The organism is Modicisalibacter sp. MOD 31.J (assembly GCF_020147985.1).
In the GTDB taxonomy this organism is placed as follows: Bacteria; Pseudomonadota; Gammaproteobacteria; order Pseudomonadales; family Halomonadaceae; genus Modicisalibacter; species Modicisalibacter coralii.
Genome location: NZ_JAGXFF010000001.1, coordinates 887431 through 908223, shown reverse-complemented (window position 1 = coordinate 908223; position 20793 = coordinate 887431). Strand labels below are relative to the sequence as shown.

General features: G+C 60.5%; 20 protein-coding genes and 1 tRNA gene. 8 read left to right on the top strand and 13 right to left on the bottom strand.

What is annotated here, in order from left to right; all coding sequences use genetic code 11:
- Window positions 1-98: 98 nt before the first annotated feature.
- From cysN to KGR00_RS03990, 7 genes are all read right to left on the bottom strand, one after another.
- Window positions 99-1544: a sulfate adenylyltransferase subunit CysN gene (gene cysN / locus KGR00_RS04020; protein ID WP_224417574.1), complete on the bottom strand. Its 1446-nt coding sequence runs from the start codon at window positions 1542-1544 to the stop codon at window positions 99-101.
- Between the two features lie 49 nt (window positions 1545-1593).
- Entirely contained in the window at window positions 1594-1947 is a 354-nt protein-coding gene (locus KGR00_RS04015; protein WP_224417575.1) for a four helix bundle protein, read from the bottom strand.
- A gap of 54 nt (window positions 1948-2001) precedes the next feature.
- Window positions 2002-2913 carry a sulfate adenylyltransferase subunit CysD gene (gene cysD / locus KGR00_RS04010; RefSeq protein ID WP_129142037.1) on the bottom strand — a complete coding sequence of 304 codons (912 nt, stop codon included), beginning with the start codon at window positions 2911-2913 and terminating at the stop codon, window positions 2002-2004.
- Between the two features lie 189 nt (window positions 2914-3102).
- On the bottom strand, window positions 3103-3837 hold the full coding sequence (locus tag KGR00_RS04005; protein ID WP_129142038.1) for a metallophosphoesterase: 735 nt from the start codon (window positions 3835-3837) through the stop codon (window positions 3103-3105).
- 82 nt (window positions 3838-3919) lie between these two features.
- Window positions 3920-4366 (bottom strand): DUF1249 domain-containing protein, encoded by a 447-nt coding sequence (locus KGR00_RS04000; protein WP_129142039.1) that lies wholly within the window; start codon window positions 4364-4366, stop codon window positions 3920-3922.
- Window positions 4367-4370: 4 nt separating this feature from the next.
- Window positions 4371-5000, bottom strand: a complete 630-nt coding sequence (locus tag KGR00_RS03995; protein WP_129142040.1) for an NUDIX domain-containing protein — start codon at window positions 4998-5000, stop codon at window positions 4371-4373.
- Window positions 5001-5111: 111 nt separating this feature from the next.
- A complete protein-coding gene (locus KGR00_RS03990; protein WP_129142041.1) occupies window positions 5112-5750 on the bottom strand; it encodes a hypothetical protein in 639 nt (212 codons plus the stop codon).
- Between the two features lie 165 nt (window positions 5751-5915).
- Here KGR00_RS03990 and greB point away from each other — a divergent pair, with 165 nt between their 5' ends.
- Window positions 5916-6455, top strand: a complete 540-nt coding sequence (gene greB, locus KGR00_RS03985; RefSeq protein ID WP_224417576.1) for a transcription elongation factor GreB — start codon at window positions 5916-5918, stop codon at window positions 6453-6455.
- Window positions 6456-6607: 152 nt separating this feature from the next.
- Here greB and KGR00_RS03980 read toward each other — a convergent pair whose 3' ends face one another.
- From KGR00_RS03980 to KGR00_RS03970, 3 genes are read right to left on the bottom strand one after another with little or no spacing between them, the layout of a single operon-like run.
- Entirely contained in the window at window positions 6608-7318 is a 711-nt protein-coding gene (locus KGR00_RS03980; RefSeq protein ID WP_129142043.1) for an SIMPL domain-containing protein, read from the bottom strand.
- Window positions 7319-7342: 24 nt separating this feature from the next.
- Entirely contained in the window at window positions 7343-8341 is a 999-nt protein-coding gene (locus KGR00_RS03975; protein WP_129142044.1) for a class I SAM-dependent methyltransferase, read from the bottom strand.
- The gene (locus KGR00_RS03970; RefSeq protein ID WP_224419815.1) at window positions 8338-9126 is read right to left on the bottom strand and encodes a methyltransferase domain-containing protein; all 789 of its coding nucleotides are present in this window, start codon (window positions 9124-9126) and stop codon (window positions 8338-8340) included. Before KGR00_RS03970 ends, KGR00_RS03975 begins: the two co-directional genes overlap by 4 nt.
- Window positions 9127-9286: 160 nt before the next feature.
- On the opposite strand from KGR00_RS03970, the gene KGR00_RS03965 reads away from it, so the two are divergent.
- The 3 genes from KGR00_RS03965 to map all read left to right on the top strand — a co-directional run bounded on the left by KGR00_RS03965 (window position 9287) and on the right by map (window position 12354).
- Entirely contained in the window at window positions 9287-11362 is a 2076-nt protein-coding gene (locus KGR00_RS03965) for a GGDEF and EAL domain-containing protein (RefSeq protein WP_129142046.1), read from the top strand.
- Between the two features lie 68 nt (window positions 11363-11430).
- A tRNA-Arg gene (locus KGR00_RS03960) sits at window positions 11431-11507 on the top strand.
- An 88-nt stretch (window positions 11508-11595) separates the two neighbouring features.
- Complete coding sequence (map, locus tag KGR00_RS03955) at window positions 11596-12354, top strand: type I methionyl aminopeptidase (protein WP_129142047.1); 759 nt, start codon at window positions 11596-11598, stop codon at window positions 12352-12354.
- Window positions 12355-12418: 64 nt separating this feature from the next.
- Here map and KGR00_RS03950 read toward each other — a convergent pair whose 3' ends face one another.
- Both KGR00_RS03950 and KGR00_RS03945 read right to left on the bottom strand, forming a co-directional pair.
- Window positions 12419-13228 (bottom strand): aspartate/glutamate racemase family protein, encoded by an 810-nt coding sequence (locus KGR00_RS03950; RefSeq protein WP_129142048.1) that lies wholly within the window; start codon window positions 13226-13228, stop codon window positions 12419-12421.
- Between the two features lie 168 nt (window positions 13229-13396).
- Entirely contained in the window at window positions 13397-14017 is a 621-nt protein-coding gene (locus tag KGR00_RS03945) for a LysE family transporter (RefSeq protein ID WP_224417577.1), read from the bottom strand.
- A 522-nt stretch (window positions 14018-14539) separates the two neighbouring features.
- Between KGR00_RS03945 and KGR00_RS03940 the strand changes: the two genes are divergently transcribed.
- Together KGR00_RS03940 and KGR00_RS03935 are read left to right on the top strand one after the other, a co-directional pair.
- Entirely contained in the window at window positions 14540-15502 is a 963-nt protein-coding gene (locus KGR00_RS03940; RefSeq protein ID WP_129142050.1) for a DUF1837 domain-containing protein, read from the top strand.
- Window positions 15499-18033 (top strand): DEAD/DEAH box helicase, encoded by a 2535-nt coding sequence (locus KGR00_RS03935; RefSeq protein ID WP_224417578.1) that lies wholly within the window; start codon window positions 15499-15501, stop codon window positions 18031-18033. The genes KGR00_RS03940 and KGR00_RS03935 overlap by 4 nt, the downstream gene beginning before the upstream one ends.
- 232 nt (window positions 18034-18265) lie before the next feature.
- Here KGR00_RS03935 and KGR00_RS03930 read toward each other — a convergent pair whose 3' ends face one another.
- A complete protein-coding gene (locus tag KGR00_RS03930) occupies window positions 18266-18859 on the bottom strand; it encodes a LysE family translocator (protein ID WP_224417579.1) in 594 nt (197 codons plus the stop codon).
- Window positions 18860-19000: 141 nt separating this feature from the next.
- Between KGR00_RS03930 and KGR00_RS03925 the strand changes: the two genes are divergently transcribed.
- Together KGR00_RS03925 and KGR00_RS03920 are read left to right on the top strand one after the other, a co-directional pair.
- Complete coding sequence (locus KGR00_RS03925) at window positions 19001-19552, top strand: TetR/AcrR family transcriptional regulator (protein WP_224417580.1); 552 nt, start codon at window positions 19001-19003, stop codon at window positions 19550-19552.
- A 295-nt stretch (window positions 19553-19847) separates the two neighbouring features.
- Window positions 19848-20738: a substrate-binding domain-containing protein gene (locus tag KGR00_RS03920; protein ID WP_224417581.1), complete on the top strand. Its 891-nt coding sequence runs from the start codon at window positions 19848-19850 to the stop codon at window positions 20736-20738.
- Window positions 20739-20793 lie beyond the last annotated feature (55 nt).

The following is a 20793-nucleotide window of genomic DNA, read 5'->3' as shown; positions in this document are numbered from 1 at the left end:
ATTATCACTTGAAATGCATTCGTTGCCCAGACACGACGACGCCCCGCCGGAGTCATCGGCGGGGCGTCGTCTCGGGATCGGGATCGGCATCGCCAGTGTCAGCGCTTGCCGAACAGCTCGCCGATGTCCTTCGCCTCCCAGTGCGGGAAGTGCTTGCGGATCAGGGCGTTGAGCTCGATCTCGAAGGCCTGCCAGTCGACCCGCTGGTCGGCACCGCCCTCCGCCTCGGCGACCCCGCGGATCATTCCCGCGCCGACGGTGATATTGGTCAGCCGGTCGATGACGATGAAGCTCCCGGTCCCCGGGCTCTGCCGGTAGTCGTCCACCGGCACCGCCGCGGTCAGTTCCACCCGGCAGCGGCCGATGGCATTGAGCCCGAGCCGCTCGGCGCTCTGGTGCTCGAGGGTGTTGACGTCGATCTGGTAGTCGATGCCGCGGACCTGGCCGGCCAGGTCGCGGGTGGCGAGCTTCATGTCGTAGAGCCTGCCGGGCTCCAGCGGCGTGTCGTGCATCCACACGATGTCGGCCTCGAAGGTGTTGGACAGCGGCACCTCGTCGCCGGCGGCGACCAGCCAGTCGCCCCGCGAGACGTCGATCTCGTCATCCAGCGTGACGGTGATCGCCTGACCGGGATAGGCGGCATCGAGATCGCCGTCGTAGGTGACGATGCGCGCGACCGTGGCGGTCCTGCCGGAGGGCAGCGCCTTGACGGCCTGCCCCGGACGCAGGACACCCGCGGCCAGGGTGCCGCAGTAGCCGCGGAAGTCGAGGTTGGGGCGGTTGACGTACTGCACCGGCAGTCGCAGGTCACTCAGATTGCTGTCGCGGGCGATCTCGACGGTCTCGAGCAGTTCGAGCAGCGGCTCGCCGACGTAGTCACCCTGGTAGTACCAGGCCATCGCCTCGCTCTTGTTGACGACGTTGTCGCCTTCCAGGGCGGAGATCGGCACGAAGCGGATGTCACGGGCGCCGAGCTTCTCGGCGAAGGCCCGGTAGTCGGCGACGATCTCATCGAAGCGGGCCTGGGAGTAATCGACCAGGTCCATCTTGTTGACGGCGATCACCAGGTGCTGGATGCCCAGCAGGTCGGCGATGAAGCTGTGGCGCCGGGTCTGCGTCTGCACCCCGTGACGGGCATCGATCAGGATCACCGCGAGGCTCGCCGTGGAGGCGCCGGTGGCCATGTTGCGGGTGTACTGCTCGTGCCCCGGGGTGTCGGCGATGATGAACTTGCGCCGGTCGGTGGAGAAGTAGCGATAGGCGACGTCGATGGTGATGCCCTGCTCGCGCTCGGACTGCAGGCCGTCGACGAGCAGCGCCAGATCGACCTTCTCGCCGGTGGTGCCGCTGGTCTTCGAGGCCTGGGTGATGGCGGCGAGCTGATCCTCATAGATCATCTTGGAATCGTGCAGCAGCCGGCCGATCAGCGTCGACTTGCCGTCGTCGACGCTGCCGCAGGTGATGAAGCGCAGCAGGTCCTTGTTCTCGTGCTCGTGCAGGTACTGCTCGATATTGTCGGCGATCAACGTTGACTGGTGTGACATGACGGAACCCTAGAAATAAGAGAGAAGAGCGAAGAAGGAAGACACCCCATCAGCCTGTGTCGAAGTCGGCCTGTTTATGAATGAGACCGGTCAGCATGGCGGCGATTTCCTTGGTTTCGTTCACCCATTGACGCCCTTTCTCTCGTTCGATATAGCCGATCTCCATGCCGATGTAGACCTGTGTCCTCAGCTCGGCACAGGAGCCCTTGGCGACATGAAGAAACCTTATTCGATCCTTGACGGTAGGCCTGACCATGCCCTCGGCGATGTTGCTGGGCACAGACAAGCCCGAACGGGTGATCTGGTCTTTGAAACCAAAGTCTCGAGAGTCGGCGAAATGACGGTATAACTCCGCCGATAGCCGGGCCGAACGCTTCCAGACATCCAGTTGCTCGAAATCCATCCGACCTTCTCTCTTCCGACTTCCCTCTTCCGCCTTACTAAGGCGCTTCGGGCCTCAGAAATAGCCTTCTCGTTTTTTCCGCTCCATGCTGCCCGCCTGATCGTGGTCGATGGCCCGCCCGGAGCGTTCGCTGGTCCGGGTGAGCAGCATCTCCTGGATGATCTCGGGCAGCGTGGCGGCCTTGGACTCCACCGCGCCGGTCAGCGGGTAGCAGCCCAGGGTGCGAAAGCGCACCCACTTCTCCTCGGGGACCTCGCCCGCTTCCAGCGGCAGCCGCTCGTCGTCGACCATGATCTGCATGCCGTCGCGCTCGACCACCGGGCGCGGCGCGGCGTAGTACAGCGGCACGATGGGGATCGATTCGAGGTAGATGTACTGCCAGATGTCCAGCTCGGTCCAGTTGGAGAGCGGGAAGACGCGGATCGATTCGCCCTTGTTGACCTTGCCGTTGTACAGGTTCCACAGCTCGGGACGCTGATTCTTGGGATCCCAGCGGTGGTACTTGTCGCGGAACGAGTAGACCCGCTCCTTGGCGCGCGAGGCTTCCTCGTCGCGGCGCGCCCCGCCGAAGGCGGCGTCGAAGCCGTACTTGTCCAGCGCCATCTTCAGCGACTGGGTCTTCATGATGTCGGTGTACTTGGCACTGCCGTGGTCGAAGGGGTTGATGCCGGCGGCGCGGCCCTCCTCGTTGACGTGCTCGATCAGCTCCATCCCCACCTCGTCCGCCATGCGATCGCGGAACTCGATCATCTCCTTGAACTTCCAGGTGGTGTTGACGTGCATCAGCGGGAACGGCGGCGTGCCGGGGTAGAAGGCCTTGCGCGCCAGGTGCAGCATCACCGAGGAGTCCTTGCCGATGGAGTAGAGCATCACCGGATTGCGGAACTCGGCGGCCACCTCGCGGATGATGTGGATCGACTCGGCTTCGAGCTGTTTCAGGTGGGTCTGTCGCTCGGGAGAAAGCATCTCGGCTTGCAACCTCTCATGACCAGTGATGTTCCAGACATGGCCGGGTCGGCCGCGGACGACGAGGCAGCATCGCTCGAATCGAAAAGACCACCGGCCTGGAACGTGGATTGAGGCTACGTTACCGAGAGAGCCATGATAACGTCAAAGAATTAAGAAATATCCTTTAATCGCCTAATGGCATAAAAATCAGAGATCCACCCGCTCGACCCAGGTCGACAGGGCCCCCTCTTCCAGATCGACCACCCGCAGGCCGGGACGCGATGCCTCGTCGATGGCGAAGGTCGGCGAACCGCCGAGAAACTGATCCGCGGTGGCCGGGCACCCGTAGATGGCGATGTCGCCGTGGGCTGAGGCGTGCCGGGCCGTGTAGGCCTGATGGGCGTGACCGAAGAGGATCGCGCGTACCTGGCCGTAGGCCGCCAGGGTCTGCCAGAACGCCTCGCGGTCGGCGAGACCGATGGCATCCAGCCAGGTGGAACCGAGCTCGATCGGCGGATGGTGCAGCGCCAGCAGCACCGGTCGCTCGTCCTCCTCGAGCTTGAGGGCGAGTTCCTGCAACTGGGCCTTGCCGATTTCGCCGTGGGCCTGACCGCTGAGCCGAGAGTCGAGCATCACCAGCCGCCAGTCGCCGAGATCGACCTCGTCTAGAATCTCGCGCTCCTCGTTCATGTACTGCGGCCGGTCGTGATTGCCGGGGAACCAGAACCACGGGCACTCCATGGCCGAGAAGGCGCGTGCCGCGTGGCGGTAGGAGGCCGGTGTCTCGTCCTGGCTGATGTCGCCGGTCACCAGCAGCAGATCGGGGCGCAGCGCCCTCGCCCGATCGAGCACGCGCTGCAACTGACGAAACGGCACCCCCATCCGCGAGCGGGCCTCGGGGTCGGCGTGCAGATGGCAATCGGTGATCTGGATGAGCCGCATCGGGCCTGAGCTCCTGAACTGTGGGTCGACACGGGGACACCGGCCGGCAGGCGAGACGACGCGAGCGCCGTCGGGGCAGGGATCAGCGCAGCGGCGAAAGATCGGCGGCGTGGCCGTGGGCCAGACCGTGCTCGAGCCACTCGCCGAGGAAGCGATTGAGCTGGAGCTTTTCGTCCGGCTGGTGCATGCGCGGGTTGGGATAGCGGTAGCGGCCGCTGAAGTGCCGCTGGCGCTGGAAGTCGGTCACCTCGGCCATGCGCACGTCGTGATAGAGGTGCACGGTCATGCGCGGCGAGTCGATGATCCCGTCGAGAACCCCGGTCTGCGCCACGCGCGCGATGGTCGTATAGGGCGCGCACTCGACCACTTCCAGCCACAGCGTGCCGAAGCGGCCGGCCTGGCTCGCCAGCGGCAGTTCGCGAACGTCGCCGGGCTCCAGCTCGCCGACCAGGCGTGACAGGCGCAGATAGTTGGCCGAGCACTCCGCCTGGAGCGATTTCAGATCGGTGACATAGGCGGTCTTGGCCACGAATTCATCTCCTTGCTCGCAGTGAGGCCCGCTCGCGCACCAGCCAGAGGAGGGCGATCAGGCACATGGCATTGTCGAGTCGTCCCGCCTCGAGGAGTTCCCAGGCGCGTGCAAAAGGTAGCACATGCACCAGGATATCCTCGCCCTCCTCGGCCAGACCATGCACGCCGCCCAGTCCAGTACTGTCGACGAGACCGCAGAACAGCGTGACCCGCTCGTCGCAGGCACCGGGGCTCGGATAGTAACGATACAGCTCGATCAGCTCGTCGATATGACAACCGGCCTCCTCGACGGCTTCGCGACGCGCCACGTCGGCCGGGACCTCGCCGGCCTCCACCAGCCCGGCCACGGGCTCGAGCTTCCAGGGGCTCACCGGGTCCTCGAGCGCACCGGCGCGCATCTGCTCGACCAGGACCACGGCGTCGCGCTCGATGTCGTAGAGCAGCACCCCGACCGCGTCGTGACGCACGTGCACCTCGCGGGTGATCACGTCGCTCCAGCCGCCGTCGAACAGGCGATGGCGCAACTCCCGGCGTTCCAGGCGAAAGAACCCCTGGTAGAGCGGTCGGGTCTCGATGCGCTCGACATCGGCGCTGTCGAAATGCGCCACGTCCGCGCTCGGCTTGTCGTTCATGGGCCCCTCGCTGGCCTGGGATGGGCGCCCATCGCGGGCACAATGCGGCCCATTATCCCGAGGCGACGGATAGATTCCAAGCGGCCCGTCGCCCCGGCGCCACGCTGACGGCTACTGCAAGGCGTCGAGCAACGCGGCGATCTCGCGGCGCAACCCCTTGTCGGAGGCGTCGCGTCCCGGCCGGTCGGGGGCCTTGCTGGCACGCTGCGCGTACTCCAGCGCCGCCGCGTCACGCCCCTGCTCATGCAGGAAGTCGGCGTAGAAGTAGAGGGTATCGATACCGTCGGGGCGGATGACGAGCGCCTTCTTGAGCAGCGCCTCGGCCTTCTCGTCGTCGCCGAAGCCGACCGGCCAGCCCGGCACCTTGGCGTAGAGGGTCCCCAGCGTCACGTAGGCCGTGCCGTCGTCGCCGTTCGGGTCGATCTCGATCGCCTTCTCCAGCGCGCCACGGGCCTGCTTGGCCAGGCCGAGCGCACCGAGGCCGCCTTTCGCCTTGGCCTGGGAGGCCAGGATGATGCCCTGCCAGGTCAGCACGTGGGCGTCGTTCGGCCGTGCCTCGGCGAGCTTCTCGGCATCCCGGGCCAGCGCGGCGAAGGCGTCTTCCTGGGCATCGCCCTGCATCTGGTAGTTGATGTTCGCCCAGCGCTTGATCAGCGGGAAGACCGGATCGGGAGCCGCCTGGGCGGCGCTCGCCAGCATCAGCAACAGGGCACTGCACAGCAACGTCGTCAGGGATCGGGTGAGGCGCATCGCGTTCGCTCCTGCATCGGGTGGAATCGGATAGGACCGAGAAAAATGTAACGAACGTTTGAATGAGCCGCCATGCGGTCTTGGTCGTAGAGACAGCCCCGGGGGCTTGGCCTACCCGGCGGCGTTGCGTAGGGTACGCGGATTCCCCCAGCCAAGAACGATGCCATGAAAGGTCGCAACATGACGCGCTGGCGCGATCCCGCCAAGGACCCGCGTCAGGAGAAGAAGAGCAACCTGATCACCCCGGAGGGCTTCGCCCGCCTCAAGGGCATCCACGATCACCTGTCGCGGGTACGCCGCCCGGAACTCTCGACCAAGGTCGGCGAGGCCGCCGCACTGGGCGATCGCAGCGAGAATGCCGATTACACCTACAACAAGAAGGAACTCAACCGGGTCATCGCGCGCATCCGCTACCTCGGCAAGCGCCTCGACGAGCTGCAGGTGGTCGACCGCCTGCCGGCCGACACCGAGCGGGTCTATTTCGGCGCCTTCGTCACCCTGGAGGACGAGGACGGCGAGGAACTGGCGCTGCGCATCGTCGGCCACGACGAGACCGACACCGCCAAGCGCTGGATCAGCGTCGATGCGCCGCTGGCCCGCGCGCTCCTCGGCAAGGCGCTCGACGACGAGGTAACGGTGACCGCCCCCGGCGGCGAGACCACCTATCTGATCACCGCCATCGACTATCGCGACCCGGCCGGCTGACCCGGCGCTCAGAGGGTGTTTACAAATTAGGCGAGCGAAGGCAAGACAAGGCAAAATCGGCCGAAAAAGCGGAGTTTACACGGGGTAAATGAGCATTTTGAGGCCGATTTTAACGCCGTATTGTCGAGCGCAGGCATTTTGTAAACACCCTCTCAGTCGAGCAACTGGTAATCGATGGTCGTCACCACCCGCACCTTCTTGACGTCGGGCGTGTAGCTGTCGAGATCCTCGATCGAGAAATACCCCTGGGTGGCGCGCTGGATCGGCCCCACGCGGCTGCCCGAGTCCTCGGCGAACTGCTGGGCGGCGCGGCGCGCATCGGCGGTCGCCGCGGCGATCATGTCCGGCTTGATCGCCTCGAGGCCGGTGAACAGGAATTCGGTGCGGTAATCGAAATTGGGCGAGAGCAGGACACCGGCCTTGACCAGTTCCCCGGTGAGCGGCATGGCCGTCTTGACGGCATCCACCCGGGGCGTGCGCAGCAGTACGGTGGCCTCGCCGCGGTAGCGTTCGTCGGGCCGCTGGTTGCCATAGAGATTGGCGTATTGATCGACCACCTGGGGTGGCGCGACGCTGACCGAGGCCGGGTCGAAGCCCTGCCCGGCGAGGAAATCGCGAATCGTCTTCTCGTCGCGGGCCATCGCCGACTGCAGATCCGCCAGGTCGTTGGCATTGACCGTGTAATGCAGCGGCCACAGCGCCAGATCCGCCTTGACCTCTCGCTCGGCCAGCCCCTTGACGGTGACGCTACGTCCCGCCTGCTGCCAGACCTCGGCGGCGCCCTCGATATAGCTGCCGCCCCAGACCAGCCCGACGGCCAGCAACCCGCCCAGTACCAGGGCCCCACGCAGACTTCCCGCCATTGCTCTCTCCTTGTCGAACACCCTTCAACGCCTGATGGCATGATAGACCCGGAAACGCCGGTCGTCGGCCAGCACCGTGAATTGACCGAATGCCGCCTCGAGCCGGTCCGGGTACGGCAGGAAGGCATTGGCCACCAGCAGCAATTGCCCGCCCGCTTCGAGGTGACGCGGCGCCTCGTCGATCAGGCGCGCCACGGGCCCGTAATCGACGCGCCGCTCCTGATGGAACGGCGGGTTGCTGACGATCGCCGCGAAGCGCTCGCCCTCGCCGAGCGCCGAATAGACGTCGCTGTGCAGCACGCGCCCGTTCAGGCCGTTGGCGGCCAGGGTACGCCGCGTGGCCTCGACGGCGAAGGCGCTGACGTCGAGCGCCGTGACCTCGCCGCCCTGGCGGGCCAGCCGGGCGGCGATGATGCCATCGCCGCAGCCGACATCGAGCAGCCGCGCCCCGCCCTGCCCCAGATCGCCGGGCAGGTGATCGAGCAGCAGCCGGGTGCCGTCGTCGAGCTTGCCGTGGCCGAACACCCCGGGATGGCTGACCAGCGTCAGCCCCGCCGCCTCGAAGCGCGACCAGAGCTCGTCGGGATCCAGCGCCACCGGCTGGGTACGTGTCTCGAACAGGGTGCAGCGCCGCGCGCTGTCGCGCTTGCGACAGCCCAGGCCCAGCGCCGCCAGCACCTTGAGCACCCGCTTGATGCCGCCCTGGTTCTCGCCGACCACCTGCAACGGCGTCCCCGCGGGCAGTTGACGACACAGCGCCAGCAGCCACCATTCGCCCAGCGCATGGGCCTTGGGCCAGAACAGCACGGCGCCGGGCGGCGCGCCCAGCGCCGGTTCCAGCGACTCGTGGATCATCGCCCCGGTACTGTCACGCCATGCCCGGGCGGTCGCGGCATCGGCGCTCCAGAGCGCGCCGCCGGTATCGCGCAGCCAGGGATCGTCCGGTGGCGCCACCCACAACCAGTCGCGGTAGTCGAATGCCTGGCGCGCGAGCAACTGGCAGACCGGGGTAACGGCACTCATCGGCAGTCTCCACCTCGTGGGGATTCGGGTTTGCGCACGTGATACAGCAGGTAGCGGCCCAGGCGCCAGTGCGGCTCGACGTCACAGTAGCGGCGCTCGAGTTCGATCAGGCGGGCCAGCTCGGTTTCGTCCGGCTCGGGATGGCGCAGGTAATCGTGAAAGATGCGGATGCCGGCGACGTGCTCGACCACCAGCCCCGCCTCGGCCAGCCACTGATCGACCTGGGCATGCGTCAGCGGCGCGATCGGCGTCAGCCGTTGGCGCCGGCCGGTTCCGGCCAGGCGGTCATCCAGCGCCTTGGCCAGATTGCCCTTGATGACGTTGGAAAAACGCAGCGCGTCGCGGTTGAAGACCATCAGCGAGAGCTCGCCCCCCGGCGCCAGCAGCGAAGCCAGCGTGGTGATCGCCGCACGCGGCTCGGCCAGCCACTCGAGCACGGCATGGCAGACGATCAGCGGCCAGGGGCCCGGCGCGCGCTGGGGCAATGCCTGGAGGGTCGCCGGAAGGGGCGTGATACCCGCGTGGCCGGCGAGCGTCTCGCGGGCCCGGGCGAGCATGTCCGCCGACGGTTCGGCCAGCGTCACCGGGTGGCCACGCGCGGCCAGCCAGGCGCTCATCTGCCCCAGCCCGCCGCCGACGTCCAGCGCCGGTTGCCCGTCGAGCGTCAGGGTGCGCGGCAGCAGATGCTCGAGCAGGGCCAGACGAATCGCACCGCGGGGCTTGCCATAGAGACTGTCGGCAAACTTGTCGGCCAGACCGTCGAAGATGCGATCGTCCACACTCAGCGTCTCGTGAAAAAACCGCCAGTCTACGCCCTGGCCGCAAGAATGTCTGCGCCCGGCCCCCGCGTCGGGCGGTTCCCCTGGCATGAAAAAGCGCTCAAGTTCGGCCACCTTCGGCCGATAACCCGGTGATAGCCCGTCGATTGCCAAAGGAGTATCGCTCTTGGTCCCACTGCCGCCTCTGATCGAGTCCGTCGTTCGGGTGCTGGAGCTACCCGGCATCGCGATCACGGTGCTCGATGGCGAGCGCGAGGGCTTTCCGCTGCTCTTCGCCAATATCGGCTTCGAGCAATTGACGGGTCGCACGCAGGACGCGCTGATCGGCCAGGACTGCCGCCTGCTGCAACCCGGCCCCTCGCATCAAGACATCCGCGAGCCGATACGTCGGGTACTCGACGAGAACCGGGCCCTGAAGGAAACCATCGAGTACGCCCTGCAGGACGGCACGCACCTGCGCATCGAGATGACGCTGTCGCCGGTCGCCAACCACGACGGGCATCGCTATCTGATCTGCATCCAGCAGAACGTCACCGATCACCGCCGGCTGGGGCTGGCCATGGCGGTGTTCGACAGCACCCACGATGGCATCACCGTGACCGATGCCGACAAGATCATCATCGACATCAACCCGGCCTTCACCCGCCTGACCGGCTACGAGCGCGCGGAAGTGCTGGGCCACACCCCCCAGATGCTCTCCTCCGGCAAGCACGACGCCACCTTCTACCAGTCGATGTTCACCGCGGTGAACCAGCACGGCTTCTGGTCCGGCGACATCTGGAACACCCGCAAGGACGGCAGCCAGCTGATCGTCAACACCACCATCTCGGCGGTGCGCGACGATACGGGCGAGGTCGTCAATTACGTCAGCGTGTTCCGCGACATCACCCAGCAGCGCCTCAATCAGGCGCGCCTGGAACGCATGGCGATCTACGACCCGCTCACCGGCCTCTACAACCGCGAGCATTTCATCGCCATGCTCGAGACCCACCTGACCAGCCTGCAGTTCACCGAAAGCGGGATCGCGGTGCTGTTCATGGATCTCGACGACTTCAAGCCGATCAACGACGGCTACGGCCATGCCGCCGGGGACGAGTTGCTGGTCGAGGTGAGCCGGCGACTCAAGCGCCTGATGCGCAGCACCGACATCGTCGCCCGCTTCGGCGGCGACGAGTTCGTGATCGCCCTGACCGGCATGGGCAACGGCGACAAGGCGTCCAAGGTGGCGCAGAAGATCATCGACGACCTGATCCAGCCCTTCCAGCTCGCCAATGGCGAACTGGTCGGCATCTCGGTGTCGATCGGCCTGGCCTTCACCAACGACTACCGGCTCAGTACCAACACCCTCATCGACAGCGCCGACCAGGCCATGTACGAGGCCAAGCTGGGCGGCAAGAATCGTATCGCCCGGGCACACCGATACATCGAGGCCCGCAGTCAGGACGCCTTCCAGCGCATCAAGGAAGCCTTCGAGGATGGGGAACTGGAACTCTACTTCCAGCCGATCGTCGACCTGGCCAGCGGCCATACCCACAGCTTCGAGGCGCTGACCCGCTGGCGTCATCCCCAGGAGGGGGTGCTCGGCCCGCAGCACTTCATCGACGTGATCATGCACTCCTCGCTGAGCCTGCCATTCGGCCAATGGCTGGTCCGCGAGGCCGGGTACATGGCCAAGCAGCTCCAGAGTCACGGTTTCACCACCACCGTGAGCATCAACCTGTCCCAGGATCAGATCGAGACCGGCAGCTTCTTGCGCGCCATCACCGAGACCCGCGACGCCCTCGGCCTGGCCACGCCCTACCTGACCATCGAGGTGCTGGAATCCAGCCAGTTCCACGACCTCGACCTGGCCTGCAGCCAACTGCTCGAGGCCAAGCAGCTGGGCACATCCATCGCCCTGGACGATTTCGGCTCGGGGATCTCCTCGATCACCTACGCCAGTCAATTGCCGATCGACACCCTGAAGATCGACCGCAGCGCGATCAACAACATCGATACCCGCGCCAACCAGCGCCAGTTCGTCGGCGGCATCATCGACATGGCACACGCCATGCATCGCAAGGTGCTGGCCGAGGGCGTCGAGCGCGAAGCGCAACTGGAGGCGCTGAGAGCGTTCCAGTGCGACCTGGCCCAGGGTTTCCTGTTCGGCGAACCGATGCCCGCCGAGGAGGTCATCGCCCACTACCTGGCGAGCGATGCCGTGCCGGCCAACCCCCTGCGACCCATGCGGGAACTCGCCTGAGATCGCCCGAGCGACCGGCGGGTTTATCTCGACGGGTCAGACGCTTATAATGCGCTTCGGCTCGCCTCGCCCCTATAGCTCAGCTGGATAGAGCATCCCCCTCCTAAGGGGAAGGTCTCAGGTTCGAATCCTGATGGGGGCGCCACCCTTCTATCGGCACCTGCCCCACCCCTCCAAGCCGTTCCAGCAGTCCCCTCCGGAATCACGGCATTCGAAACCATAAAGGCACCTATATGACCATAGAAAGCCAGCAAGACATCGATGGAATCATGGAGGTAGGACGGGTCGTCGCCAAGGTTCGCGATGCGATGCTGAATGCCGTCGAGCCGGGAATGACCACAGCCGAGCTGGATGAACTGGGAGGTTCACTGCTGGAAAGCCTGGGAGCCAAGTCGGCCCCCCGGACGACCTACAATTTCCCCGGCGCGACCTGCATCAGCATCAATGAAGAGGCCGCGCATGGCATTCCCGGCGAGAGAGTGGTTCAGGCCGGCGATATCGTGAATATCGACGTTTCCGCCGAGATGGCGGGCTATTTCGCCGATACGGGCGGCACGATCGTCGTGCCACCGGTCACGACGGATAAAGCGCGACTGTGCCATGCCACGCAGTTGGCCTTGAAGCATGCGCTAGCGGAGGCCAGAGCAGGCGCCCCCATCAACAGAATCGGCAAGGCCATTCAGCGCACGGCGAAGTCGCACGGGTTCAAGACCATCAGGAATCTCGCTGGCCATGGCGTAGGACGCAGCCTGCACGAAGAGCCGGAGGGTATCGTCAGCTACTTCGACCCGCGTGACACACGGCGGCTGCGGCTTGGGCAAGTCATCGCCATAGAGCCGTTCTTGTCCACGAAAAGCACCTCGGTCACCGAAACGGATGATGGATGGACCCTCGTTGGCCATCCCTCGAATCTATCCGCGCAATTTGAACACACCATCATCGTGACGAAAGGCGCGCCCATTATTGCCACACTCTCCGAAGCCCGCAGTTGAGCGCCGCCTCGCCGAAGCCCGCTGCTGGCCGTAAGCGGCCAGCGCCGGCGTCGTCATGATCCCGTTAGCCCCGCCCTGGCACCTGCACGACCTCGAGCGCGAGATCGACGCCCAACCGATCCAGCATGCGCCGGAAATCGTCGACGGAGTAACGCGCGTCTTCCGTGACCAGCGTCCTGACCATTCCCGTGCCCGGGGTCCCCGGGCCGAGATTCGCCACCACACTCTCGGCGGGGTCCAGAAACCGGCATTGAGGGCGCGCACGCTCGAAAAACGCCTTGAGCCACGGCAGGTGGGTGCTCGACAGCGTCAGCACGTCGATGTCGGGCTTGCGCCGAAACAGGGTTTCGACGAAGTCGTCGACGCTCGCCTGGGTGCCCGGCGGATCGAACAGAAACGCACCGCTCTCGACCAGTTCCACCATGCTCGAGGCATTGATCAGTTCGACACTGGCCCCGGCGAGGTCATGGGAGGCAACGAAGTCCTCGAGCATCTCGCTTTCGACCAGCGACTCGACGCCCATGATGCCCACGGCGTGGGTGGCCGAGCAGGCCAGCGCCGCCGCGAGGGGCGGAAAGACGCCGAAGACCGACAGCCGCGTCATGGGGCGCACCGCATCGAGCACGGTGATCGATGGCGCGTTGGACGCCACGACGATGGCCGAGGGCTCGAACGTCTCCAGAAAGCGCAACGTGCGCTCCATGACCCGGGCCAGCTCGTCGGGCGCCTTGCTCCCATAGGGGAAACTGGCGCGATCCGCGAAGTAGATCACGTCCTGACGAGGCAGGCGCCGCTGTATCTCCGCCACGATGGCGTAGCTGCCGATGCCGGCATCGAAGACCGCGATGGGCCGGTGCAGGGCTTTCGATTCCATGGGGTTCCTGATCTCTGTGAAGCCTTGGGCATTATCTGAAAACTCGGCGAGCGAAGGTCAGACAAGGCAAAAATCAGCGAAAAAGCGGAGTTTACAGGGGTGTAAATGAGCATTTTGAGCTGATTTTTAACGCCGTATGACCGAGCGCAGACAGTTTTCAGACAATGGCTAGCGGTGTGAGGTGGCCAACGCCCCTCCCGCTGCCATGAAAAGCCCGCCGGTGGTGCGGTTGAACAGGCGCACGCGGCGCGACGTACCGAACCAGCGGCTGACCGTCGAGCCCACCGAGGCATAGGTGGTCATCGTCGCCAGATCGACCGCGAGCCACGTCATGGCCAGAATCGCGAACTGCGACCATTGCGGCTGGCCCAGGTCGATGAAGTTGGGAAAGAGCGCACCGAAGAACAGCAGATCCTTGGGATTGCTGATCCCCACGGAAAAGCCCTTGCCGAACAGCCGGAACCGGGAACGATGACCCGCCGGCACGGCATCCGGCTCCGACGCCGGGTCGGCCATCGGCTCTGCGGGGGATCGCCATGCCTGCACGCCCAGGTAGACCAGATAGACCGCCCCGGCGGCCTTCAACACCAGGAAGGCGGTTTCAGAGGTCGCGAGGATCGCCCCCAGCCCCAGGGACGACAGCGCCATCAAGGCAAGCGAAGCCATGGCGCCCCCCACCACCGTCGCCAAGGCGCGTCGCCGGCCATGGCGCAGCCCATGGTGCATGCACAGCAAGGCGACAGGGCCCGGAAACAGGATGAGTGCGGTGATGACACCGAGATAGGTCATCCATACGGCAACGTCCATCGTGGCGTGTCCTCGTGGGTCGTGATGGCATCGAAGCGGGGAACGTCCATCCCCGATGATTCGTTCGAGCTTATCTTAGCGAGACACGATTCGTCTCGTCGTTGTCGAGAAGCCAGCACTGCATCCCCATGGCCTTCCCTGCCCAGTACGGCCGCCGTGGCCACCCGCCAGCGATGCAGGCCCCGGCGCCCCAGGGCGCGCTGTCGACGCCCCTCCCCACCCGCGCGCTAAACGTGTCCGTTTTTATGCACTGATGCACTTGGCTTGGGAGCACGCCACAGCCGGGCCTGCGCGGGATCACATGACGCCCTACACTTATGCGAATTTATGCAGTTTCAGTACGTCCTGCTCACGGTGGGGTAGCGTTCACCGGGCTTGTCAAGCTAACTTAGAAGAGAAGCATTGATGGCTGCATGCTCGACAAAGCCTGAGCAAGCCTCACGAATTTCAAAATGATAACCATTATGAAGTTAAGGACGTCAAGCTAGCGTAGGGAGACCATCGTTGGAACAAGGCTTAGAAAGTACATTCAACACCCTCCTCGGAGACTTCTCATCACTGTCTCCAAGGATCAAGCATTTACCTATTAACGCCTCCAGTTGTGGAGAAAGGGTCAATATAAGATGCAGCTACATTTCCTTCAGAGATGGAAAGCAGACTTTTACAGACTTCATCAACATAATCTCTGAACATATAATACCTTTCTGCATACCTCGAAAAGAAATAGAAAAATCAGTTTCAGATGCATCCTCCGGCGACTTAGTTGCGGCCGGGCGAGCAATGACCGCTCTCCAAGAAAAAGCCAGAAAGTTATTTATAAGGGCTAAAAAAGGGAGCAATAGGTCTGGAGAAGCTGGCGAGATAGTATTGTATATTTTCAATGAGTGGCTTTTAAAAGCCCCTCAAATCGTATCTAAAATGTACTTAAAAACCAATCATCAAATGCCAGTCCATGGAACAGATGGAATACATGCAAAGTATCAACCACAAGAAAAAAAGCTAAACATATTCTGGGGTGAATCTAAGGCTCATGCTACTGTTGAATCAGCCTTATCTAGCGCATTGGACTCAATCAAAGAATTTATTGATGATGAGCAAGAAGGCCGAGAAATCGACATCATCTCCAGCTATCTAGATTTGACCAATATTGACGATCAAGCTAGAGAGGCGTTTTTGCAGTACTTGGACCCTTACTGCGAAGAGTCAAACGATAGAATAACCACACATTCATGCCTGCTAATATTTAGTCAAAACGGCCCAACTTCCGACAAATTAGAAAGTGCAGCGATAGAAGAAGAATTCATTGAAGAGTTAACCAATATAGCAAACAGGTTCATCCAGAAGTTAAACGACAATATTGAAGCCAAAGGGCTTTCTGATCAAAGGTTTGAATTCTTTTTGTTGCCCGTGCCCTCTGCGCAAGAGTTTCGTGACAAATTTCAAGAAAAAATTGGCTGGCCGAAATGATTAAAGAGCTTACAGAGCGAGTCTGGGAACATGAGAGCTTCCATAAAGAAATGCAAGCTTTTAGAAGCCATCATTTTGAGAAAAAATTCTTTAACTCATCAAACTCCACTTTTGACCAAGAATCATTGCGAAGATTATTACAAAGCGCAGCCATATTGGCACTCTCAGAAAACAACGAGCACAGAGAAGCGGCCTATAAAATTGCCACTTCTGCTTCTGAGTCGACGAACAATATTTATCCAGGCGTATCATCCCTGCTAATTGTTGTATTGAGCCGCATAGGTAACTTTCCGGCTCTGAAATACGCCTTAGAAAAATTCGCACTTTCTGAGGACCAACTACCAGTACAGCTATTAGCTGAGTCAAGCATTAGAAAAGAAAAAAACCTAGCGACGTGGGGGAAAGAAAGCGAAACACTAACAGATTTTCAGAAACAGTTGTGGGAAGAACTATTAACAGGAAGCAGCATCGGAATATCAGCCCCGACATCTTCAGGAAAGTCTTTTATATTACAAGCCTATGCAAGAAAGCTTCTATCAGAGAGAACAGCAAACAATATTGCATTCCTAGTACCTTCTCGCGCTCTAATCAACCAAGTGTCCGGAGAGGTATCAAAATGGGTCAAGCATGCTGACACGTCTCTTGAACTCATAACGACACCGATACCAGCATCCACTCCCTTGCCTGAGAGAGGCGTATATGTCGTTACTCAGGAACGCATGCAGCTTCTACAAGCAGCACATCCTGAGCTAAAGTTTGAACTGATGCTAATTGATGAAATGCAAAGCATCGCGGATGGCGCAAGGGGAGTTCTTCTTTCCTCAGTAATAGATGATGCATTGGTAAGAAATGAAAATCTACAGTTACTGTTTGCAGGGCCAAACATTCAAGATCCGGGAAATGTCTCAAGAACATTTGGGCGGACATCACGAACAGTTTACACGGATGAAGCCGTCGTGGGACAAGATATCATCTTCGTAGACTGTAGGATAGATTCACCTTTCTGCGCAGATTTGTACCTATTGACAGAGGGAAACAAATCACCTCTTGGCAGCATTAATTCAGATGAACCATTATTAGATCACCAAAGCAAGTTAACAAATATCGCTTTAACTCTAGGGAGAGGAAGCCAAAGTCTAGTCTATGCATTGGGTCCCAAAGAGTGTGAGGACTTGGCCTTTGGCTTAGCAGATACAGAAAAGTCTAAGCCGACACCATATATTAGGGAATTATCTGATTTTATAAAAGAAGCGATACACCCTAACTATCAGCTATCAGAAAGTGTGTTAGGCGGTGTCGGCTTTCATTATGGAAGGCTTCCAGCACTTGTTAGAAAAGCCATTGAAGATGCTTTCTCACATGGTGAATTGAACTATTTGGTAACCACCAGCACACTACTTTATGGTGTAAACCTTCCGGCTAAAAATCTCTTCTTGCACAAGCCACAGAAGGGGAAAGACAAACCGATCTCATCAAATGATTTTTGGAACCTAGCAGGCCGTGCGGGTAGACTAGGAAAAGAATTTACAGGGAATATATTTTTAATAGACTACGATGATTGGGCTAACAAACCAATGGAGGGCAACAGGGACTTGGAAGTCCAGCCATCTCTTGAGAACCAGATTATCGACCAGACCCACGAGCTTATTGACTATATTAACGACCCTGATCGAGCACCTAACAGAAACAATAACGATGAGTTAGAAAATACCTTTGTTAAATTGGCCAGGGATCACTTAGAAGGTAGGCTGGATGCCACGCTAGATCGATTAGGCATGCCGAAAAACAGTCCAGAGCGATCACTTCTGGCTGATTCCGTTTCTAATTCTCTGAAAAACTCATCTATTGACCGTGGCGCCCTTCTTGCTTCACCAACAGTATCGGTACATCGACAGCAAGCACTATTCGAAAGGTTAGAAAAAAGTTTAAAAAAATATGGCCCTGAAGGGATCATACCTAAGCACCCATTACACAAACACGCCTACAACTCATACGTTGCAGTGATAAAAAGGTGCCATGGAGAAATACTTAAGATCCCTAAAGAGGACAAATCCCATACATACTATTCAATGATGGCGATCAGATGGATGAAAGGCACCTCTCTGCCTCAGATAATAGACGACAACCTGAAGTACAAAAAAAAGATCGGAAAAAACTCTAATATTTCAACTGTGATTAGAGAAACCTTAACAGAAATTGAAACTGGACTACGATTCAAGTATGTCAGATTGTTTTCATGCTACAACGCCGTACTTGAACTAGTATTAAAAAAATACGGCATGAAGGAACTTCTACCATCGATACCCACCATTCCAATGTATTTAGAAGTCGGAGCTTGCTCACCTACAATGATAAGCTTCATAGGATTAGGGTTGTCTAGATACACATCCGAAAAACTAAACAGATTCGCCAGAAGAACTGGCATGTCTCAGGAAGAAGCGAGAAACTGGATAGTCCATCAAAACATTGATGCGATGAATTTGCCAAACGCGTCAATCGAAGAAATAAAGCGAACAGTTGCTATAAATTAGGTTTTGGCTTCCACTTATCCTAAAGAAACATGGTGGTGTTAGTTTCAAGTTTATAGACCGCGCTAACACCACCAACATCGACTTTCCTACCAATACTTATCAGTGCAGGTGAATCAAGGCACTCATCCAACCGTCATCAAACTGGCATACCTGATGGTATAGTGAAAAATAGACTGGATAGTTATCCCTTTATTTTCAGCAAGTTAAATAAGGGCATCGAATCCTGATGGGCTCAACTCTGAATAAAAGCCCAGGAGACAGCCGCGACCATCAGCAGAGCGAAGCCAAGACGTAGCAATCGGGAGAAAAGGGGTCGCTGCACGAGCGGCCGGATTGCACCGCCGACGCACATCCAGAAGATATTGGTGAAAACGGCCACCGCCAGGCAAACCCCCATGGTGGCCATGTAAGCCATGGCCGTTGGCGATATCGGCAGTAAGAACTGAGAGTAGATCACCAGCAATACCGCGTAGGACTTCGGGTTGAGCACGTTGAGCAAAATGCCATCGCGCATCGTGAGGCGGGCGCCTTCGGCCGCGTTCGTGTCGAGCGGCGTGGTGGCAATACGGTAGGCGAGGTAGAGCACGTAAAGCCCGCCGACGATTTGCAGTGTCAGCTTCGCACTCGGCCAGGTCACCAGCAGCGCCGCCAGACCAAGGGCGGAGGCCACCATCGAAAGCGCCAGCCCGGTCAGAATGCCCGCATAGAGCGAGAGCGTCTTGCGGACGCCGAATGTGGCGGATGTCGCCACGATTGTCATGGGGCCTGGCCCCGGAGAGCCGAACAGGAGCAGTGCCGTGATAGCGAGCGTGGTGAGTTGTGACATGGGCCTCTTCCTCTCCGAACTCGTTCTCTCGCAGCGATGATGCCCGTGACACGCCACTCCGATTCGGAACCGACCGGTACCGTTTGCACATAACGGTACCGATCATTACCATCCAGAGTCAACATCTCGGAGGGGAAAGCCATGCCGACACAGGCTCGTGAACGACTGATCGCGACGGCGGAAGCGCTCTTCTATCAACGAGGCATCAATGCGGTCGGCATCAGTGAGTTGATTGAAACCTCCGGGGTTGGGCGTGCGTCGTTCTATCGTCACTTCGAAAGCAAGGACGCGCTGGTTCATGCCGTGCTACGCCACCGTAATGAGAGGGCCCTGGCATCACTCGAGGCAGGGATTGCCGCCAATGGCAGCTCGCCCCTTGGCGTGTTCGATGTCATCGCCGAGCGCTACGGACAAGCCGACTTTCGGGGCTGCGCCTTCATCAACGCCATGGTTGAAGCTGCCGACCGCGGCAGCGAGACCCACCGCATCGCCAGAGCGCACAAGCTGGCCCAGATACAGATCATGGCTCGCGTGCTCGAGCAGGCCGGCCACTCACTCAGCGACGAACTCGCCCGCGACTTTCAACTGCTCATCGATGGCGCCGTCATGGGTGTACTGCGTGAGGGCAATCTCCAACCGGTCGAGAGAGCAAAGCGGATAGCGGCCAGATTGCTGCCACGTCTTCGGCCATAGACTCGTCCGCCGTAATGGCACTCCCACAAGGCAGCCGGCTGTCGGCTCCCACCGTTTTCGCCGGGCTTCGGCCGAGACCAGCCCGGCAAACGCTTGATGCATGGTCTCAGCGACTTGGCGGCTCCATCGACCCCTGACGCATTGGCAGGCTTGGCCGTACGGCCCGCCCTACCCGACCAAAGTCGTGTGGCGAAACTTTACACGTGTATATAAATTTCTTTTCACGAGACCATCCACGCAGTTTCCGCCACATCAGGCCCCTGCTCGCAGCGGCCAGGCTTCACAGGAGTAGTCCATGAGCATTCTTCGCAAGGCGATTTCCACCATCGGTGCTGCCGCTTTGGCGTTTAACGCCTCGATCAGCTGGGCGGATGGCATCGGCGCCTCGTTGCTGACCCAGCAGCATCCGTTCTATATCCAGCTGTCAGAAGCCATGCAGCAGGAAGCGGCCTCCAGTGACGTGTCACTCGATGTCTCGATCGCCAACCAGGACCTGAGCAAGCAGCTTGCCGACGTCGAGGACTTCATCGTCAGGGGCGTCGATGTGCTGATCATCTCGCCGGTGGACAGCCAGGGCGTACTACCGGCGATCATGAAGGCCCAACAGGCGGGCATTAAGGTCATCACGGTCGACGTACCCGCCAAGGGCGTGGAAGTCACATCCCATATCGGTACCGACAACTTCACCGGCGGGCAGCGAGCCGCCGAACTGATGGGTGAGGAACTCGGCGGGAAAGGCCAGGTGGCGATCATTGACTACCCCACCGTGCAATCCGTCGTGTCTCGCATCGAGGGCTTCAAGGACGGCCTCAAGGCGTATCCCGACATCGAGATCGTGGCCCAGCAGACCGGCACGACCCGCGCCGAGGCCCTCGCCGTCTCTCAGAACATGCTGCAGGCCAATCCCGACATCGATGGCATCTTCGGCTTCGGTGACGATGCCGCACTCGCGGCCAGCGTCGCCGTGAAGGCCGCCAATCTGGAAGACCAGGTCAAGGTGGTCGGCTTCGACGGCATGCAAGAAGCCCGCGAGGCGGTGGACACCAACCCGGTCATGGTCGGCGTGATTCAGCAGTACCCGGATGAGATCGGCCGCCAGGCGGTACAGACCGCCATCAAGGTCATGAAGGGGGAAACGGTGCCGGCCGAGCAGCCCATCGTGCCCGGCGTCTACACCGGCAAGTAATGCCCTCCCCTGCGGTGGCTGCCTGGATGGCCACCGCTCGCCTCATCGATCCAAG

What these genes read in the sequence shown, in the direction of transcription:
- KGR00_RS03995 (WP_129142040.1), bottom strand. Translation starts at nt 5,000, where the DNA reads ATGAACGACAAGCCGAGCGCGGACGTGGCGCATTTCGACAGCGCCGAT.
- map (WP_129142047.1), top strand. Translation starts at nt 11,596, where the DNA reads ATGACCATAGAAAGCCAGCAAGACATCGATGGAATCATGGAGGTAGGA.
- greB (WP_224417576.1), top strand. Translation starts at nt 5,916, where the DNA reads ATGAAAGGTCGCAACATGACGCGCTGGCGCGATCCCGCCAAGGACCCG.
- KGR00_RS03930 (WP_224417579.1), bottom strand. Translation starts at nt 18,859, where the DNA reads ATGTCACAACTCACCACGCTCGCTATCACGGCACTGCTCCTGTTCGGC.
- KGR00_RS03990 (WP_129142041.1), bottom strand. Translation starts at nt 5,750, where the DNA reads ATGCGCCTCACCCGATCCCTGACGACGTTGCTGTGCAGTGCCCTGTTG.
- KGR00_RS03945 (WP_224417577.1), bottom strand. Translation starts at nt 14,017, where the DNA reads ATGACCTATCTCGGTGTCATCACCGCACTCATCCTGTTTCCGGGCCCT.
- KGR00_RS04005 (WP_129142038.1), bottom strand. Translation starts at nt 3,837, where the DNA reads ATGCGGCTCATCCAGATCACCGATTGCCATCTGCACGCCGACCCCGAG.
- KGR00_RS03980 (WP_129142043.1), bottom strand. Translation starts at nt 7,318, where the DNA reads ATGGCGGGAAGTCTGCGTGGGGCCCTGGTACTGGGCGGGTTGCTGGCC.
- KGR00_RS03975 (WP_129142044.1), bottom strand. Translation starts at nt 8,341, where the DNA reads ATGAGTGCCGTTACCCCGGTCTGCCAGTTGCTCGCGCGCCAGGCATTC.
- KGR00_RS03935 (WP_224417578.1), top strand. Translation starts at nt 15,499, where the DNA reads ATGATTAAAGAGCTTACAGAGCGAGTCTGGGAACATGAGAGCTTCCAT.
- cysN (WP_224417574.1), bottom strand. Translation starts at nt 1,544, where the DNA reads ATGTCACACCAGTCAACGTTGATCGCCGACAATATCGAGCAGTACCTG.
- KGR00_RS03925 (WP_224417580.1), top strand. Translation starts at nt 19,001, where the DNA reads ATGCCGACACAGGCTCGTGAACGACTGATCGCGACGGCGGAAGCGCTC.
- KGR00_RS03920 (WP_224417581.1), top strand. Translation starts at nt 19,848, where the DNA reads ATGAGCATTCTTCGCAAGGCGATTTCCACCATCGGTGCTGCCGCTTTG.
- KGR00_RS04015 (WP_224417575.1), bottom strand. Translation starts at nt 1,947, where the DNA reads ATGGATTTCGAGCAACTGGATGTCTGGAAGCGTTCGGCCCGGCTATCG.
- KGR00_RS03950 (WP_129142048.1), bottom strand. Translation starts at nt 13,228, where the DNA reads ATGGAATCGAAAGCCCTGCACCGGCCCATCGCGGTCTTCGATGCCGGC.
- cysD (WP_129142037.1), bottom strand. Translation starts at nt 2,913, where the DNA reads ATGCTTTCTCCCGAGCGACAGACCCACCTGAAACAGCTCGAAGCCGAG.